This window comes from Paenibacillus sinopodophylli (assembly GCF_005930355.1).
Lineage (GTDB): Bacteria > Bacillota > Bacilli > Paenibacillales > Paenibacillaceae > Pristimantibacillus > Pristimantibacillus sinopodophylli.
Window position 1 is genome coordinate 1 of the sequence record NZ_VDBO01000012.1, and the last position, 17,793, is coordinate 17,793.

Consider the following 17,793-nt stretch of genomic DNA (forward strand, 5'->3'; position numbering starts at 1 on the left):
TATCGCTTTTTCGCTTATCCCGAAGGATTTGCGAGGCAGTTATTACTCGTTGTTCAGTTTTCAAAGAGCAAGCTTTTTTCTTGTGTTCCGGTGTATTTCTTGGCCGGAATAAGAATATACCATGGACAAGCATAGTAATGCAAGTGTTTTTTAAAATTAATTTAAGAACCACTTCAAACAGTCTGAACCTTTTTGCCGGGAACTATACATACTTCGTCATCATAGCCAATAATATCGACTTCATGCTTTCAATAAGATCCGCCGGTCTCTTTACTGTTGCCTCATTACCTAACCCCATAAAAAACTTCGAATAATAAGGAATGTCCACTTGCCGAACCGTCCCGTTCAGCCAGCCTGTGCCGTCCTCCCGAACATGAAGCGTAGGCATCGGCCATAGCTCTGTCTCACAGCGCTGCACGCCTTCCCTGCTCAGGTCTACATAAATCTCAGTATAGATTACCTCCGTTTGGAAATATTCATCCCTATTATCAAGATGAACTTCATAGAAATCCATGGGTACCACTCCAGTCGAATCATACTCAGCTGTTCGAATGCGATCGCACCGAAATAATCGAAGCTCTTCTCGAACAAAACAATAAGCAGAGCAGTACCAAAAACCATTACTGGCATAAATGCCAATCGGTTGAATTGGTCTACTTAACTCTCCGTCTCGCGAACCATAGCCAATATGAAGCACTTTTTGATGAATGGATGCTTCAAGCAATATGGATAAAAACGGTACCTCGGAGCTTCTTTCTGGCGTGAAAATATCAATTCTATGTTTCATCTGGTCAATTCGGTCGCGAACTTCCCCCGTCATATAGAAGTAAAACTTGCTGAGGGCCGAGGATGCTTCTTCTTTAAAAGGGAGATAGGTGTAATGACGCAGAGCATGGCTCGCGAAAAAGATAGCGACCGCTTCCTCTTCTGTAAACGCGATTGGCGGCAGTATTCTTTCATTCAGCACCTGATAACCGCCATGTGGTCCTACCTCCGAATATAAGGGAACACCAAGCTCACTTAGCTCCTGCAAGTCTCTTAGCATCGTGCGCGTTGATACTTCAAACTCCTGAGCAAGCTCCTTGACGGTAAATTTCCGTTTGCGGTTAACCGTCATCATCAATTCCATCAGTCGTTTCGACTTCGACACGATTATTCTCCACCTCCCCTTTTTATTTGTGACAACTCTTGTCACTATTATAGTCTACAATTAGAAACGAGCCTACCTAGGCATACTATGAACGATATATGAATGGAGCGAAACCACATGCCGCCTGTAAATGAAGTGAAAGCTTTGCTTCTCGAAGAATTAGAACATATCGTCAAAACATCCACCAATCTTATCCGTAAAATTTCACCTGAGCATTGGAGCTTCAGGCCGCACGCCAATATGAGATCTTTGCTGGAGCTGACCGAGCATCTCGTTTCCGTTCCGTCTTCTGATTTGCTCATACTACAAGAAAACAGTGAAGACGTAATCCGTAAGCTGGAGGCCGACATCGCGGCAGACTCTGACATCGAACGCCTTGTGAGCTGGATGTCTACTGGGCTTCAAGAAGTTAAAGCTTATATGCAGAGTCTTTCCGAGGACGATTTCCTTCATAAAATCACAACGCCCTTCTATCTGGAGCATGGCACCGTGCAAGCTAAATGGCTTGTAGAAATAACGACTCACGCGCAGCATCACCGTGCTCAGCTGTTTACGTATTTGAAAATGCAAGGCTATGAAGTCAACATGTTTGACCTGTACTAAACAAGCTATACAAATAAGCTCTCCGCTGCCAGAAGACAGAGAGAGCTTATTTGTCCTTATTATAGAAGAATGCCACACCTTACCTTATTCAAAACAACCTACACAACTAGCTTCTTTTCTCTAATGTTTCCTCGGTAGCCCTCAGGTACGATTATATTTACTTTGACTGAATCAGGATATTGCACAAAAATATCGATCATCTCATCTCCTACTAGCTTCCATGATACATCGATACGACCTGCATCAGGCAGCGGCACGCTCCCTTTCGACCATGAAAGACCGCACGGCTCTGGGCGAATGTCCACCTCTGACCAGCCGATCGCCGCACTTCGAATGCCGAGCACCTCTCGACCAAGAAAATAAGCCGGAGCAGCCGACCAAGCATGACAGTGACTTCTCGTCAGCATGTTGGGATTCGCTCTATTTTCCGCGAAATTGGGATACATCTCCCAGCAGGTTGTAGCACCATGCTCGATCATTTGTCCGAAATTCGAGCGAATATCCTCTACGATAGCTGTGTGCTGACCCGATTTCGATAACGCCTCATAATAGAAGAAGGACATAAATGGACTGCCAATTTGAACAAAAGGCTCAGGTGCCTCCAATAAATAGCTTTCCACTATATCGCTTCGCTCAGCTTGCGCTACACCTGTCAAATAAGCGACAACCTGCGTCTGCATTGAAAAAATATCGGATCTGCGTCCATCCACATGAATGCAGTCCAAATAAGCAGACTTTTCCTCCGACCACAGATGCTTATTAATAGCAGCTTGAAGCAAGCTTGCCGCTTTTGTTAATTGAAGCTCTCCTTCCGGATCATTGGCGAAGACAGCCATCTCAGCAGCTACACGCAATGTTTTGACCAAGAAGCAATTCTGATGTGTCACGATTCCGTCATTCGGCTGATCAATCGGCGACCAGTCGAGTAAATTCCACCCTTTAATCGCAAGAAGGCCATCTTCATTCATTTCTTTCAGATAATGCCCAAGGGTGAAACGAATATGCGGATATATCTCAGCAGCAAAGCTCATATCTCCTGTCTGCTCCACGTATTCCCGGCAAGCAATCGCCCAGAAAAACGTCCAATTCGGGATAACACTGCTCCACCCACTTGGTACCTGATCGGCAAATAGCGGCGTTTGATCTTTGGAGCCTGGAACAAGTCTCAAACAGCGCTTCACAATGTCATTGACGCCAAACAAATAGTTGCTGACAAGTGCTTCGTTGCGGCTATCTCCTACCCAGAAGACTTGCTCATAGGCAGGGCAATCCACAAACGTATCTTCCATGCAAAGCCTCGTCGTATGACGGCTAATTTCCCAAATGTCATTTAGCAGCGGATCTGAACACTCAAAGCTGCCGATATCAGCAACCGGATAATGATTGGCCATATAGTGAACGTTGATTAGCTTAACCGAACGTGCAGCCTCCCGAACCGTCAGCATTAAATAACGGAGTCCTCTTCGTATCGGTGATACGTATTGTTGTCTGCCCTCTTTGCACACATAACGAAGTGTATTATCGAGCCCGAACGTATCCTGCCTGTAATCCTCCGTCATATACTCGAATCCATAGAAATCCAGTATAGTTCCCGCTCCTGCCTCGAGTTCAAACGAGAGATAACCCGTAAGCTCCTTGCCGAAATCAATAATAAGCTCTGTATCGAAGCCGGAATACATCGGAATGATACCGGCTTCCGCATTCGGAATAATCGCATTTTGCAGCGCTGCAGGGACGGGATGGGGGTTGCTCGCTCTTCTCCAGACGGACAGCCCGAATACATCTGCTTCACTCACATAGCGTTCATTAATCTCGTGAATAAAAGCTGCATATTCGGCTAAATCCTCGGCAACAACTACTTTGTCAATAACCTCTTTATAGGTCAAGTCCTCGAAATCGATTTCTCTCGTCGCCTGGTGATCGAGATAAAACGTCGAATCAAAAGGTCCGATCGAAATATAGGGAGATTTGCTCTCTTGTTGACTTGCTTCCGCTGTAAGCAGCGGACTTCTCAAAGCAACAGCTGACTCGCTGTAAATACCGATATGCAACTTGCCCGTATGCATTCGTCCGCTAACATCGATTAGCAGCAAATTATCACCTTTATGGAGCGTAACAGAAGCATAGCGTTCCGGCATCTCACCTGTAAAAAGCTCCTCGCTCAGCTTATTCCCATTCAGCGATATCGAGCCTACGCATTCTCCTGCAGAGGGAAAGCCTAATATAATCTCCGTCTCCTCTTCCGCACGAAGGGTCGTTGCCGCATAACCGGTGAAACCAACTATATTGGCGTGATCCTCACTGCCTGCAACCATATGATTGCGCATATCAATTGCTGTCGAATATGTAAAAGAACGGACACTGTTCAACGACAGAATCCGTGAGGGATAGACCAGATATTCCGCTAAAAAAGGAATATCGCGTTCCTTAAGCGACAGCCAAGGGCCTGCTCCCACTTCTCCAATCACATGCGACTGCTCCCAGCTTTGATCATCATAGTCGGTCTCAAGCCATTGATCTGGCCATAAGCCTGCATCCACATACTCGGAAAATCCCTGCTGGCAGGACATTCGCGGCGTACGTGTATGATGCCCTTCGTGAATGGAGGTTTTCCAAGTATGATCCGTGGCAAGCAGCATTTCGGCACTTGATGACTGAAGGCTGTCGATCTGTACAAGCAAGCCGCCGCGTCCTCGCACATAATAGAAGGTGGATACGCCATAATGAAGCACGAATACGGCGATCGTGTTGAGCTGTCCCGGAATTATTAAATGTCCAATCTCATAGGAATCATAAAATTGCTCAACCGTCCACGAGCGAACAGGTCCTCTGCCTACCTGCTTGCCGTTTATATAAAGAACATAACGGGAGTCAGCGCTAATTCGCAGAACCGTTGAACACTGCTCCGCAGAGCTATCAGCGGTTTGTGGAGGCACGAAGCTTTTTCGAAAGCAACGCCATTCATTACGCGGACTCTCATCCACCCCGCCCCATACCCAGCTCGCATTCCAATAGTTATTAACCATGTGACCCAGCTCCCTCTGTGCCAGCGACCCGCCGCCTGCACGTGCATTCTCTCTCTCATTATAGTAAAATCAATGAACTACATTACTATCATTTCGGACATTTAATCCTTGAAAAAAGACATAGATAAGAGGGAGGAATAGCACTTTGTCTACGAAACATTCTCAGTTGTACAGGGTCGAGCAATTTCTGCAAGAAGACGAGTTCATCTTTGTAAACCGAGCTACAGAAAGTTTTGATCTCCCGCTCCATAACCATGATTTCATCGAGCTTGCTTATGTAGCAGAGGGCAAGGGTTTTCATCATATCGGAGAAACCATCGTTACTGTGCACAAGGGACTGTTGTTTATTTTGCCGCCTGGCCTATCGCATGTATTCCGGCCATCAACACCTTCACGCACCAGTCCACCGCTCATTGTATACAACTGCGTCTTCCGTTCGTCCTTGCTCGTAGCCATGCGAGATTGGATAGGAGGAACGCCACCGATTGCACCTATTCTAGAGCAGCAGCTTACTCAGCCCTCACCTATCCAAACGATCTTTGATACCGATGGTCACATCGACGGCTTGTTCTGCAGCCTATTCCGCGAGTACAGTGCTCAGCAAATGGGATCGGATGCTTACTTGCGATCACTGCTCGTACAACTGCTCGTATCTATACATAGACTCGTCCAACAGTTCAACAAACCATCGAGCAAGCCCGTTTCTGTCCAGCAAATTCTTATCTATATGGAACAGCATTCGCACGAGAACATGACAGTCGGCCAGCTTGCCGAACGCTGCCAGTGGAGTGAGCGACATTTCGGCCGTGTATTCAAGGCTCATACTGGACAGTCCTTTCTCCGGTATTTGCAGCAGCTTCGGATCAAAAAAAGCTGCGAGCTTCTGAGAAGCTCACAGCAAAACATCAGTACGATCGCAGAAGAAGTCGGCTACAAAAATATCGATGCCTTTCTCACACATTTCAAAAGAATTGTCGGCATGACGCCACGCGACTATCGCCGTATTGTACAAGGTAAGCAGGAGCCGGATATCTCCTGTGAGACATCTGACGGACAAAGGAGAGAACTGCTTTTATGAGATGGAAAGTCATTTTTTTTGAAAATAGCTTCCTAGTCTGCCGCAAAACGTGGCATTCATCGGATTGGATGGGAATAGAGAAGAAGGATATTCGAATATTGGCAATCAACAGCCGCAGTCATGCCGTCGAAGTATATGCGGATTGCTCTACGAAAGAGCTTGCCGAGAAGCTTTTGCAGCACAAACGTTAGCACCATGAAGATGCAAGCTTGCTAAATGTACACGTTACTAGCAGCAGCCTCTTGCGAATGCTCACTTATGTTCGTGTTTGTCACGCATGACATAGCCCTCATCTAGTCCAATCTCATAGAAACCGGCCATAGCCATCGTTTCATATGCAATGGAGCAGTTGCTTCCTGCTAATATAATATTTCTGGCATCTGCAAGATGCTCCGCTTTGAGAGAGAATGCTTTGACATACATAAAGGTTTCTTTGAGCGTCGTGTACACAGCATCGATTAAGGTATCATTCTTCAGTTTTCCGGTTACATTCATGAGCAGCATGCCTCTATCATTAAGCTTCTCTACGGCCAGCTCCATAAACTCCAATGTCATTAAATGATAGGGTGTACCGGACTCCGTGAACGCATCCAATATCATATAATCGAAGCTGCCCTGCTCCTGCTCGCCCAGAAGCTGGCGCCCGTCCCCGACTCGTATATTATCCATGTGGTAATGAAAGTAAGATTTGCTAAGCTCAATCACCGTCTCATCGATTTCGGCTACAACGAATCGCTTATTCGGGTAATGGCCGGCAATTGTCCCAATGCCATGTCCAATTATAAACACATCATTGAAGGCAGGATTATTCCTCTCCATCAAGTGGATCATCGCTCTTGGATATTCGAGCACGATCCGCTTCGGCTCCTTCAAGTCGATTGCACCTTGTATCGCATCGTCAGAAAATTGTAGAAATCGAAATTTACCGATTTCCCCATATAGCTGATTGGCTTCATAAACGGAAACTTCTTGAGCCCCGCTGGTTGCCTTCGTTAATAGCTGCAATGAATCGTTCTCCTTACTCTCAAAATTAAAACTTATGATTTGTTCTTTTGGAAAGCCGTAATCGACAAACGACCTTCCACCAGAAATACGTTAGTTTCCACAAAACCGCTTTTCTTATAGAAGCATACGGCTGGAGCATTTTCGGTTCCTGTTGTAACGATAAGAACACCTTCGGAACCAAGCATACTCTCTACGTAACGAAGCAGTTCCTTCGCAATTCCTTTACGGAAATGCTGCGGGTGAACGACCAACCGATGAATGTCAATGATATCCCCTTTCTCTTTTATGGAGATAGCCCCGCATAACTCGCTGTCCAAATAATAACCGTAGAAATCTTCGCCACAACTACGCAGTGTTGCCACGGTATCCTTCAGTGGAGGCAGCTCCTCAAAGCCGATCAGCTCCGCCTCTACCTTGTAGGATGGAATTTGAATGCCTAGCACTTCCTCCGCGACGTGTGGATCAGTTATATCCATTCTTCTAATCATACTAATAAATACACTTCCTTCTTATCCTTAATCCTTTAATTGTGTGCAAGTAGATTATTATACACCTGCAGGTAAAGTGTAACCGTAATCGCTAAGCTTTATTTGATAGCTTTCGTGTAAAGCAGGATTGCGATGGGAATGCCTAGAATACTAGAGTAACTTAAATTAGGAGTGAACGCATGAGTATTACCACATATCCCGAATTCGTACAGTTGGTTGACCACTATAAAATATTCCCCTTTTCCGACCTGATCCCTGATCACCCTTCGCTTACCTCCGTCGCCCCAAGCGACAGCTGGCACAAAGATAACGAGCAAGATCCTTGGCTGTGGCGTGTCAGAATTGTCAAGGACGAACATGCGGCATACGGTAAGTTTTTTGGAACTAAATTATGCTTCATACAGGTCAGCTTGTTCCCACATATTCCGCTCCTGCTCTCAAAAGGAAAAAGCGTAGAAGAGCGTTATCAAAGCGGTTTGCTCTCTCAGCATGCGCGGGATCTATACCGAATTATTAAAGAAGCAGGCAATATTGATGCAAGGAATCTGCGCAAGGAATCGCGATTAACCGCCAAGGAGCAGAAAAAAGATTACGAAAGAGCGCTAGTAGATTTGCAAAACTATGCGGATATCGTCATAACCGGAGCACTGGCGAGTGATTTCGAGGGCGGGTGGAGCAGTATGTGCTATGAAACCTCTGAGCATTGGCTCTACGAGACGCTCAGCGAGACACCCGAGGCACCGCTTCATATGACAGAAGCGAAAACGATTGTCAAAGCAGAATTAGCTGAAGTATGTACGGAAAAAGCGCTCAAGTATTTGGATAAAAAGCTGCAGTTTTCCTTGTAGGAGATAAGCAAAGGGGAGATGCTTAGTTAGCGCTGGCTAACGGCCATCTCCCCCTTTAATTATTCAACCGTTCGGCTGACGATTATACGTTGACCTGCGCTACAGCCTGTCTCATATCTTTCGTATTCTCGCTGAGCAGCGCCGACGCCTCCTGCACATGCTTCATCATATCAAGCTGTTTCGCAGTTAACGCCTGAATTTGCTCCGTTTGGTCAGATACTCCGCTCGCGATATACGCGATGCTGGTTACGGTTGCGGCAACTTCCTCAGAACCTGCTGTCAATTGCTCCGTTGCTGCTGACACCTCCATAATTTGCTCGCTGACGAGGCGGAACGAATCCACTGCTTGCAGGAAGGAATCCGCTGCTTCACTAGATAAAGTTACTCCCTCATCAATTTGCTTGGAAGCCCTGTCCATTTCATCGCTAATTCTGCCAGACTCTGCCTCGATGTTGCCAAGCAGCGTCGAAATTTGCTGGACGGAAGCAGCAGATGCTTCGGCAAGCTTCCGAACCTCTTGCGCTACAACCATGAAACCAGCGCCATGCTCGCCCGCTCTTGCCGCTTCGATCGATGCGTTTAACGCAAGGAGCTTCGTCTGATCAGCAAACTCACGTACCGAGCCGATTACATGTCCAATCTCGCTTGTATATCCCTTCAACTGCTTCGCTATATTAAGCGTCTGAGCAGCAGATACAGCTATACTTCTAATCTGGCTATTCAGAAGCTTCATAGCCTCTTCACCTGACTGTGCGGTTTCGAGCGACTGTACAGCTGCATCAGACACCGTTGAGGACGACTCGGCAATTCTTACAATGCCTATCGTGATTTCTTCCATCGCAAGCGCACTGTCATCGGCGCTTTTCTTCTGCGCATGCGCACCTTCATAAATATGCTGGACGGAGCCGTTCATCGTCTCCCCCATTTGCAGCATCTGGTCTGCATGGCTGGCAAACGCCTGTGAGGATGAAACGAGCTGCTCCGATGTCTTTTCTACGTTAACGACAACGCCGCGTACACGCTCATTCAAATTCTCAGACATCGTCAGCATCGCTTTATACACGGTACCGATTTCATCTACCGATGTGACTGGGCTGGCACGTAAAATCGCATTAGCGGCTGCCAGATCACCTGAGGCCATCTTCTCCGCACTGGCGGTCACGATTTGCAAAGGCTGCAGCGACCGTCTCACAAACCAGACGATTCCACTAATGAGCACAAAGGTAACAACCAGCATCAAGACGTAGAGAGGAACACTCTCCCAAATCACATTTTTGGCAAGCTGTTGGAATACGGCTGCATCTGTGTCGATACCAATAGCTCCTATCACCTTGCCGGCTGCATCTTTCATCGGAACATAAGCAGATAAATACGAGCCGTACACAGGGTTGTCGATTAGCGGTGAGCTCGCGCTCTTCCCAGCAGCAATATCTTCCGCAGCAGTAACAGGCATATCCGTAACTTCATCAATAGGGGAAGCTGCGCTATCATCCTTAGGTAATCCGTCTATCATTATTCTTGGCTCTTGATTATCAGCGAAACGGACAAAATAAACGTAACGAGCTCCGATTTGCGTACGGAAATGACTCAATTCCTCGCGAAGAGACCAATACAGCTCCGTCTCCTTAGGTTCTTTCAGAAATTCCGCATATTGATCTGCTTGCAGCGTAGCGACATAGCTCTCCGCGATTCGGATATTATAGCTATTAATCGCTTCTTCCACCGCCGTCCTCGACTGCACGACCTGCGTGCCGATGTACCCTGCTGCTATCAGGATCATGACTGCGGTCATTGCACATAGAATACGGACGATCAAATGTTTTTTCAATACCGTTACCATAGCTGCTTTCCCCTCTGCTGTTCGCCCTTCATGCCGAGTTGTCGCTCTGGATTAGATGGGCTGATGATGAACGATGTTATTTTTCTTATCATACCACCGTCTTTCGATATTCGGGGAAAAAAATCCAAACTTAATATGGCTTCCGACTAGCACGATAGACAGCGTTCCCACATTTCTACCATTGCGATATAATAGAACAAGCGAGCAACTGAACATGTACGTTGAAAGTTATAGCTTAACCATAAGGAGAATTCATATGGATATTTTTGAAATCAGAACAGATTTAATTGATGAGGATACTGATCAGCCCCGGTACCAATTCGACGAAGAAGCGCTGCAGGAGCTGATGAAGAGCATTGATGAGATCGGCCTGCTCTCTCCCATTAAAGTAAGAACGACACCGGGCGGCCGCTACAAAATCATTTATGGCAACCGCCGTTACAAAGCAAGCAAGATGCTTGGCAAAGCGACTATCCCGTGTATCGTCTCTAACGTCACGGACGAGATGGAAATCTATTTGGAGCAAATCGCGGAAAACTTGACCCGTGAAGGATTCTCGCCAATTGAGGAGGCCGAGGCCTTCAATAAGCTGCTGAATGATTCCAAATTCCGAAGCTCGACTAAATTTCTGTCTGCCAAGCTAGGTAAGCCGGAATCCTATATTAAAAACAAATGCGAGCTGTTGAAGTTCAGCAATGCAGTTAAGAGGCTGATCGTCGGCGGTACTGAAATTAAAAAAGACAGACTAACGGAGGATCAGCTTCTTCCCCTGAAGGATTTGCCGATGGAGCATCGTGACGCACTAGCCCTTATTGCAGCTAGAGACGAGCTTCCTGTAAGCGATGTGAAAAAAATAGCTAAGCTGTTCAAAGATAAAACCATCTCAGACAGCAATAAGGACAAGCTGCTCTTCAAATCCGGCAGCGGGTTAATTGAAACGTGGTCTACCCACGAACAGAATAAAGCCGAACGCGCGAAACCCGCTGCCGAACCTAAGCCTGTACCTCCTAAGGCTGAGAAGCAAGCAGCACCTGCTCTTGCTGCTGAGCAGCAAGCAAGCAGAACAGGAGCAGCTGCTACGCCTATCGAGCTTGCGCTAGAGCAGCTTGCGTCCCTTCTTCCACCCCACAGCGCTTTGACAGCAGAAATGCTTCAATCGGTTGCGTCGATTCAAGCGAGCAGACAGGTTCCTTTCATCCAAGGGGTAGACGCTGTCATCCAGCAGCTTGAGAAACACCTTGCTGATTGGAGAAGCGCCCGTGATTTCGCCAGCAGCCGGCTTCAAACCGTTGGGTCATCCGATTAGTCGTATACGTACGCGTCATCGCACAACCAGCTCCGCTACTTGCCATAACCTGCTCAACTCAGCGGAACTATAAAGCCCAATTTGGCGTTGAAAAAAACCACTGCCTATTGCGAGATGATTACAATCATCTCACCTAGGCAGTGGTTTTTCGATTTATTCAGCGATAAGCATCCAGCAGCATATACTTTAACGGTGCGTCATCCCAAATCTGAACCTCAATATAACGTTCGGGTCCGTTGCTGCCGTCTTCATTCCATGCTTGTGGAAACCCGAAGCGTTCGATCACATCGCTTATTTCGGACAAGGCATACACCTGCTTCCGATAAGGCTTGCCGTCTTCGTATTTTCCCCTCCTATTCACCTTGGTTACGAATGGTTTCATCCCGATTTCCGAATTCCCATCGTCCGTCTTTCCTTCTAATCTGAATCTGCAGCCAATAATCAGTTATCGCGTATGCAAGACCCATTGCTGTGAATATAAGAATGGCGCTGCTCATATTCAGATCATAGCCTCTGACAAAGTAATCATTATACATATTGCGGAATACCCAAACGCCGCTCGCCCCGCCTGCAATGGCATAAATGAACATTCGCACAGGGAAATAAGGAATAAATCGGTACAATACGATAGTGAGCGGACCTGCTGCAATTACGTATAAAACAATCGCAGCCAACACAATTATTGCTAGAAAGGCAAACCCGATATTGCGAAGCCCATAATATTCTGTCGTTGTAATTTTATAGCCTTCCCAAAGCTCCAAGCCCCACGCTGCAACAGAAAACCATAGTACGAACGGAATCCACATGATTAAGAACCTAGCCATGAGCAATGGTATACCGCCTTTCATTTACTGATTATTTATTAGACGGTAAATTTGTCCATTTGTTTCATACCGCGTTTAACTATTCGTATCCATAAAAAGGCGTTCGTACCCCTCGCATAAACAGTCGTGAAATTTAACGCCTTATCCACCCCGGTGCCCACCAGTTCCATTTGCCAAACAACAGCATCAAGGAAGGCACAAGCAGCAGCCTCACAACTGTCGCATCAATAAAAATCGCTATGGCAATGCCCATACCCAGTTGTTTCACCCCGGTAACCTCACCGAACGCAAATGGAGCCGTGACAGCAATCATAATCGCCGCCGCAGACGTTATGACTCCACTGACGGAAGCCAGCCCATTGCGAACAGCCTGCTCATTGCTGCCCGTCAGTTTGTATTCCTCATTAATTCGTGAAACGAGAAATACGCTGTAATCCATGCTGATGCCAAATACAAGACCAAATATAAATACGGGAATCATAATCGCAATACGGCTTGGCTCCAAGCCTAACATGCCTTCGTTAAAAATCAAGGTTAGGATCCCAAATGCTGCTGCAATGCTTAGAAGATTAAGTAAGATCGTCTTGACTGCAATCAGGACGGAGCGAAAGGCGATGAACAGTACAAAAAAATTGGACAAAAGCAAAAACGCCAGCACATATCCGAGACTTCCGAGTACTTGGTCATATACCTCCTGCCGATATTTCGCTTCGCCCCCTAACTTGAAACGGAGCGGCGATATCCAATCTCTCCTCTCCCAATCTCTCACCCATTGGATTGCATCCGGCGAGGAGCGATCTGCCGCCAATGTAAGATGTACAAGCATCCTATTCCCGCTCAAATAGGATTTTAGAGCAGCTTCATGCTTATGCCTCTGCACCGGATTGGAAGCAACCGCAAGCCATTGCTCTGGAGAGAGCGGCTGCGTACTGAAAACTGAATCAACCTCAGACACCGCCGAATCGCTCTCCCATTTCTGAATCAGGGCATAAGCGGCATTCCAATCCGATTGCTGAAGAAACAAGCCTTCTCCTTCAATCAATACATAAACGTCTGATAGCAAAGAGTGGCCGCGGATACTCGTATAGGTTTCCGCGGCTATTCGGGAATGATAGTCCTGCGGCAAGGAGCTCTCATCAGGAATTTCCATTCGCATATTTCCTAAAGGAAGAAGGCAAAGCAGCAGTAGTCCGCCGGCAAACAAACCTGTAAGTGCAGGCCGCCTCATGACGTAGCGAGATAGAAAAGCCGTGCCGCCTGCACGATTATCTCCATCCGCTGGCTTGTACGACTTAGCTAGAAGAACTGGCAGACTTAATGAAAGCAATGCAGGCAGCAGCGTGAAAGCCAGCAGCAAAGATACGGCTACGACAGTCATCGCACTGACCGCAATGGACGAAAACATCGGGAGCGGAATCCAAATAAAACTCAGCAAGCCTAGAAGTACACTCGCTGCTGACACGAAGATTGCCCTTCCCGCTGTTTTCATAGATACAGCTAATGCTTCTAAAGGGACAATACAGAGCATAAGCTCCATACGAAAACGGCTGACGAGCATGAGCGCAAAATCAATGCTCAAAGCAAGCCCCACCATGGGAATCACATTGAGGACAAAATTAGATAAAGCCACCTTTGTCCCGATCATGTACATCAGCCCCATCGCTATCGCAACTCCCGCTGCCCCGATGATGACGGGAAGAAGTGCGATGGCAACCTTTCTGAATACGAGCCATAAAGCCATGAAAGCAAGCGGTATGCCGACCATCTCCGCTCTAGCCAAATCGCGATGACTGGCTTTGTTTACGTCTGCCTGTACGGCGGATTTGCCAGTTGCCTTCACGGAAATCCCCTCGTAGATGGGCAGTCGGCGATCAAGCTCATCTAGTACAGCGCCCATACGATAAACGGGCTTCGTGAAGGTTAGAATTGCATAAGCTTCGTTACCATCCATCATCCCGCTCCGCTCAAGCGGAGAAGCGATTGCGCTCAATCCGCCGAGTCCCCTTAACCCGTTCAGCGTCTGCTCGATGTACCTGTTGAAACGAGTCTGGCCAATTCCTTCTTCCTTCACGAACACAAGTATTACAGGAGCTGCAGGCAGGTTGAACCTCGCTGTCAATGCCTGTTCAACCTCCGCATAGGCGCCATGCTCTGGATACAAGCCGTGGTCCTGTACGACCTCATCCAGCTTAAGAGCATAACCACCCAGCGCTATAAGTACAGCAGCCCATAAGAAGACAATAACTTTAGGAAAGCGGAAGGAAAATAGCGCTATTCGGTCTACCCCCATGCACATGCCCCCTTCCGCAGCCGTATAATTCTCTCAGCAGCTATACGGCTTCAGTCTCGTTGCCTGAACAAGCTGCTGCGCTAGTCCCGGAGCCAGTCTTGCAGCATGCGGCAGCCAGCTTTCGGTGTTCGACAGGCTGAGCAGCCCTTGCAGAAGACGGCCCCATTGCAGCGGCCCCTTGAATTCCTTGCGAACCGCCTGCGTATATGTTTGCTCCCACTCTGCGTGCGAGAGCTCTCCGCGTAGGCAACGATCAGCGAGAGGTGCGCAAATCGCACTGGAACGAAGTGCCATCGACATGCCATCCCCGCACAGCGGAGGAATCATCGTGGCCGAATCGCCTAGCAGCGGCAGACCGTCCCATGCGAGCAGCTTACGGTTCAACTGAACAGGTGCGACCGCAGCTTGTGTACCCTTTACCATAGCCGCCTGTGCCAGCTTCCGATTCAGCATAGGGTTACGTCTGGCGGCCGCTTGTATGATCGAAAGCACCGTTTGGCCTGCGTTCACGAAAGCATCCCGCCGCAGCAGCGCTGAAGCGTTCACGAGACCACCTTCAACTGGGCATAAACCCATATAGCCGCCACGGAAAAAATACAGCTCGATAACCGGCTCCATGACGATACCGCTGAAATGGGTTTTCACCCCCATGAAAGACGGCTTCGCTGGGTCTTCTCGGCGATAGCCAGGCAGCCCCGCATGTCCATTCGATCCCCATGCTGCGATAACAATCCGCGCCCCCACGCTGCACCTTTGCCCACCCTGCTTGGTCATTACACTGAAGCCATAGCCCGCTCGGCGAACATCCTTCACCGTCGTTCCTGTCTGTAAGCTTGCCCCCGCTTGCTGAGCGGTTCGATGCAGCGCAGCGTCTAGTGAATAACGACTGAGGCCCATAGCTTCTCCAGGAAGCGGAAGCTCCACTTCGGACCCGTTCTCGAAGATCAGCCGCGCCAAGCTGATCCGGCGCGGCTCCAGTGACGCAATAGCTTCGTGTAACCCGAATGACTGCAGCGTGCTCTGGGATTCTGGAGACAGAAACTCTCCGCATACCTTATGCCGCGGAAACAGCTGCCGATCGACCAGCAACGTATCCCAACCCTTGTCGGCGAGCGACTTCGCTAGGCTGCTGCCTGCAAGTCCCGCTCCCAGCACAGCCGCATCATAGATTCTTGTCATCCCGCTCAGCTCCACCCTTTCTCTCAGACTGTTGCTTATCGATCACTACAGCATAACGAAACAGCGGCCTCCAGCTGTAATACATCTCCTTAGTGCCGAGCGCTTGTCCGAGCTTCTCCCAATCCTCAGCGCGAAACCCTTTTGCCACCGATAAAGGTCCATCATTCCGAATATAGCGATTGGAGGAAATCAGACGCGTCGTCAGCCATACCGCAATCCATGCCAGCGTGTGACGATGGATATCGTTAACAACGATACCCATCTTTGAAGCTTGCAGCATACAGCGAGCAGCATGAGGCAATTCACCTTCATCAAAATGATGGAGAAACTGCGTCGCGGTTACGATGTCGGCGCTCCCTACAGGCAAAGCAAACAAATCGCCTTGTACGACCTGAATCCGCGGCTCGTTCCGATAATAACGGCGCGCTTCCGCGCATGCCTCCTCAGTCACATCTACAAGCTGAACCGCTATCGTAATTCCCCTCTGATCCGCCCATTTCAGCAGCTGTCTATTCACATCTCCCGAGCCCGCACCAATATCGAGAACAGACAAACGATGTGGTTTGCCTGCTCGCTTCCAAAGACGCTTGACTCCAAACAGCGTTGGAGCACTCGCAGCAAAAATCCGGTTCAGCCTGCGCAGATGGCGCAGCGCCTCATTCAGTTCCTGTCCGCCCATCGAGAAATCATCCATTAGTTCCGCAGTTGCCGTGCGATCACGAAGCCCTCTAGGCATAGGCTTCATCTGATTCACGCTGCTGCTGCTCTAGAGCGGCTGGAACATAAGCGATCTTGATCATCTCGGCGGTCAGCCCCGGACCGAAAGCCAATGCAATGCCGCTCGCAGCCCCCGATCCGCGTTCATGAAGCTGCTGCCTCATCGCGTTCAGTACGAACAGGATCGTTGCGGACGATACGTTCCCGTAATCACGAAGCACACCTAGACTATGAGAGATTTGCTCATCCGTCAGTTCAAATTTCGTTTGCAAAACATCAATGATTCCCTTGCCGCCTGGATGGATGGCCCACAGCTCCAGCTCTTCTTCTGCGCATAGTTGCTCTACCTCAGGAGGGATAAACTCACCAATGAGCCTCGGAATATGAGGTGACAGATAAAGATCAAAGCCATGGTTGCCCACCTCCCACACCATCTCATCGGCGCAGCCTTGCAGCAGCACTGATCTCTCCTGACCGAGTACAAATATCGGCTTGCTCAGCGACTTGACTGCTCCAACGACACAAGCTGATGCACCGTCGCCGAAGAAAGAAGCGGCAAACAGCGATTCTTTATCGCCAGAAGGCTGAATATGCAGCGTACACAGCTCGACGCAAACGATGAGCACATAGGCATGGCTGTCGTTCAAGACCAGTTGGCGCGACAAACCGATCGCTTTGAGCCCGGCCGCGCAGCCCAGAAAATTCAGAGGAATCCGAGTTATGCTAGGCGACAGACCAAGCTGATGAATAATTGCGGTATCAAGCCCTGGCAAAAATTGACCTGTGCAACTGACTGTTATGAGATGGGTCACATCTCGGGGCTCCACCTCGCCGTCAGCTAAGGCTTGTCTTGCTGCTTGCAGCCCGAGCGGTACCGACTCCCGCTTATACGTGTCCATCCGCTCAGCCGTCGATGGGGCTTTATGTGCGGATAAGCTCGGCAGGTAACGGCACTCGGCGGCCTCCGAGAGCAGATTCGGCTCGCAAGTATAGCGGCTTTGTACGCCGCATTGCTTAAAGATTCGCCTTCCCCACCGGGCGGCGTCTGTCTTGTCTCCCAGCGCTTCAACTAGCCGCCGCGCCGTATCAGCCTGATCAAGCAAATGAGGCGGCACAGCTGTGCCTATTCCCAAAATCGCAATGCTCGGTTGTGGTTGCATCATATCGTCATATTCCATCCTCTCTGGAAACACGTTTTCGGACAAGTCATCTGCTTTAAACAAGTCTATTCAGCCTTTCTTCCATATATGTACGTGAATATGACAGGCATTACCAAGCATTTGTAATAAACATGAAATCTAATTTTCATCTCATTTTAATGAAGACCGCCTATAATAAAAACAACCCCCTTTTGTAATATATATAGTGAAGACCCACAGCACCGTATGCTGTGGGTCTCTTTTTGCCCATTTCTATGGTTGCTGCACAAAAAAAGCACT

General features: G+C 48.4%; 16 protein-coding genes. 5 read left to right on the plus strand and 11 right to left on the minus strand.

Annotation, left to right across the window (positions count from 1 at the left end; genetic code table 11):
• Positions 1-202: 202 nt before the first annotated feature.
• Complete coding sequence (locus FGT79_RS25025) at positions 203-1,150, minus strand: helix-turn-helix transcriptional regulator (RefSeq protein WP_138755575.1); 948 nt, start codon at positions 1,148-1,150, stop codon at positions 203-205.
• Between the two features lie 117 nt (positions 1,151-1,267).
• On the opposite strand from FGT79_RS25025, the gene FGT79_RS25030 reads away from it, so the two are divergent.
• On the plus strand, positions 1,268-1,753 hold the full coding sequence (locus FGT79_RS25030; RefSeq protein ID WP_138755576.1) for a DinB family protein: 486 nt from the start codon (positions 1,268-1,270) through the stop codon (positions 1,751-1,753).
• A gap of 98 nt (positions 1,754-1,851) precedes the next feature.
• On the opposite strand, the gene FGT79_RS25035 is transcribed toward FGT79_RS25030, so the two are convergent.
• The gene (locus FGT79_RS25035) at positions 1,852-4,779 is read right to left on the minus strand and encodes a family 78 glycoside hydrolase catalytic domain (RefSeq protein WP_138755577.1); all 2,928 of its coding nucleotides are present in this window, start codon (positions 4,777-4,779) and stop codon (positions 1,852-1,854) included.
• Between the two features lie 145 nt (positions 4,780-4,924).
• On the opposite strand from FGT79_RS25035, the gene FGT79_RS25040 reads away from it, so the two are divergent.
• Entirely contained in the window at positions 4,925-5,857 is a 933-nt protein-coding gene (locus FGT79_RS25040; protein ID WP_138755578.1) for an AraC family transcriptional regulator, read from the plus strand.
• The gene (locus FGT79_RS25045) at positions 5,854-6,048 is read left to right on the plus strand and encodes a hypothetical protein (protein WP_138755579.1); all 195 of its coding nucleotides are present in this window, start codon (positions 5,854-5,856) and stop codon (positions 6,046-6,048) included. The genes FGT79_RS25040 and FGT79_RS25045 overlap by 4 nt, the downstream gene beginning before the upstream one ends.
• Positions 6,049-6,109: 61 nt before the next feature.
• Here FGT79_RS25045 and FGT79_RS25050 read toward each other — a convergent pair whose 3' ends face one another.
• Together FGT79_RS25050 and FGT79_RS25055 are read right to left on the minus strand one after the other, a co-directional pair.
• Positions 6,110-6,862 carry a spermidine synthase gene (locus tag FGT79_RS25050; protein ID WP_138755580.1) on the minus strand — a complete coding sequence of 251 codons (753 nt, stop codon included), beginning with the start codon at positions 6,860-6,862 and terminating at the stop codon, positions 6,110-6,112.
• A gap of 32 nt (positions 6,863-6,894) precedes the next feature.
• Complete coding sequence (locus FGT79_RS25055) at positions 6,895-7,350, minus strand: GNAT family N-acetyltransferase (protein ID WP_138755581.1); 456 nt, start codon at positions 7,348-7,350, stop codon at positions 6,895-6,897.
• 179 nt (positions 7,351-7,529) lie between these two features.
• Here FGT79_RS25055 and FGT79_RS25060 point away from each other — a divergent pair, with 179 nt between their 5' ends.
• Positions 7,530-8,198, plus strand: coding sequence for an AlkZ-related protein (locus FGT79_RS25060; protein WP_138755582.1), 669 nt, complete (start codon positions 7,530-7,532; stop codon positions 8,196-8,198).
• Positions 8,199-8,280: 82 nt separating this feature from the next.
• Here the strand turns inward: FGT79_RS25060 and FGT79_RS25065 are convergent, their stop codons facing one another.
• Positions 8,281-10,038, minus strand: a complete 1,758-nt coding sequence (locus FGT79_RS25065) for a methyl-accepting chemotaxis protein (RefSeq protein ID WP_138755583.1) — start codon at positions 10,036-10,038, stop codon at positions 8,281-8,283.
• Between the two features lie 256 nt (positions 10,039-10,294).
• Here FGT79_RS25065 and FGT79_RS25070 point away from each other — a divergent pair, with 256 nt between their 5' ends.
• Positions 10,295-11,344, plus strand: a complete 1,050-nt coding sequence (locus tag FGT79_RS25070) for a ParB/RepB/Spo0J family partition protein (RefSeq protein WP_246096613.1) — start codon at positions 10,295-10,297, stop codon at positions 11,342-11,344.
• Positions 11,345-11,501: 157 nt separating this feature from the next.
• Here the strand turns inward: FGT79_RS25070 and FGT79_RS25075 are convergent, their stop codons facing one another.
• The 6 genes from FGT79_RS25075 to FGT79_RS25100 form a co-directional block, all read right to left on the minus strand.
• Positions 11,502-11,726, minus strand: a complete 225-nt coding sequence (locus FGT79_RS25075) for a hypothetical protein (RefSeq protein ID WP_138755584.1) — start codon at positions 11,724-11,726, stop codon at positions 11,502-11,504.
• The gene (locus FGT79_RS25080) at positions 11,698-12,168 is read right to left on the minus strand and encodes a hypothetical protein (protein WP_138755585.1); all 471 of its coding nucleotides are present in this window, start codon (positions 12,166-12,168) and stop codon (positions 11,698-11,700) included. The genes FGT79_RS25075 and FGT79_RS25080 overlap by 29 nt, the downstream gene beginning before the upstream one ends.
• 133 nt (positions 12,169-12,301) lie before the next feature.
• Complete coding sequence (locus FGT79_RS25085; protein ID WP_138755586.1) at positions 12,302-14,458, minus strand: MMPL family transporter; 2,157 nt, start codon at positions 14,456-14,458, stop codon at positions 12,302-12,304.
• Positions 14,459-14,491: 33 nt separating this feature from the next.
• Positions 14,492-15,637 carry an NAD(P)/FAD-dependent oxidoreductase gene (locus FGT79_RS25090; RefSeq protein WP_138755587.1) on the minus strand — a complete coding sequence of 382 codons (1,146 nt, stop codon included), beginning with the start codon at positions 15,635-15,637 and terminating at the stop codon, positions 14,492-14,494.
• The gene (locus tag FGT79_RS25095; protein ID WP_171056451.1) at positions 15,621-16,373 is read right to left on the minus strand and encodes a methyltransferase domain-containing protein; all 753 of its coding nucleotides are present in this window, start codon (positions 16,371-16,373) and stop codon (positions 15,621-15,623) included. Before FGT79_RS25095 ends, FGT79_RS25090 begins: the two co-directional genes overlap by 17 nt.
• On the minus strand, positions 16,366-17,517 hold the full coding sequence (locus tag FGT79_RS25100) for a type III polyketide synthase (RefSeq protein WP_138755589.1): 1,152 nt from the start codon (positions 17,515-17,517) through the stop codon (positions 16,366-16,368). Before FGT79_RS25100 ends, FGT79_RS25095 begins: the two co-directional genes overlap by 8 nt.
• Positions 17,518-17,793: the final 276 nt, after the last annotated feature.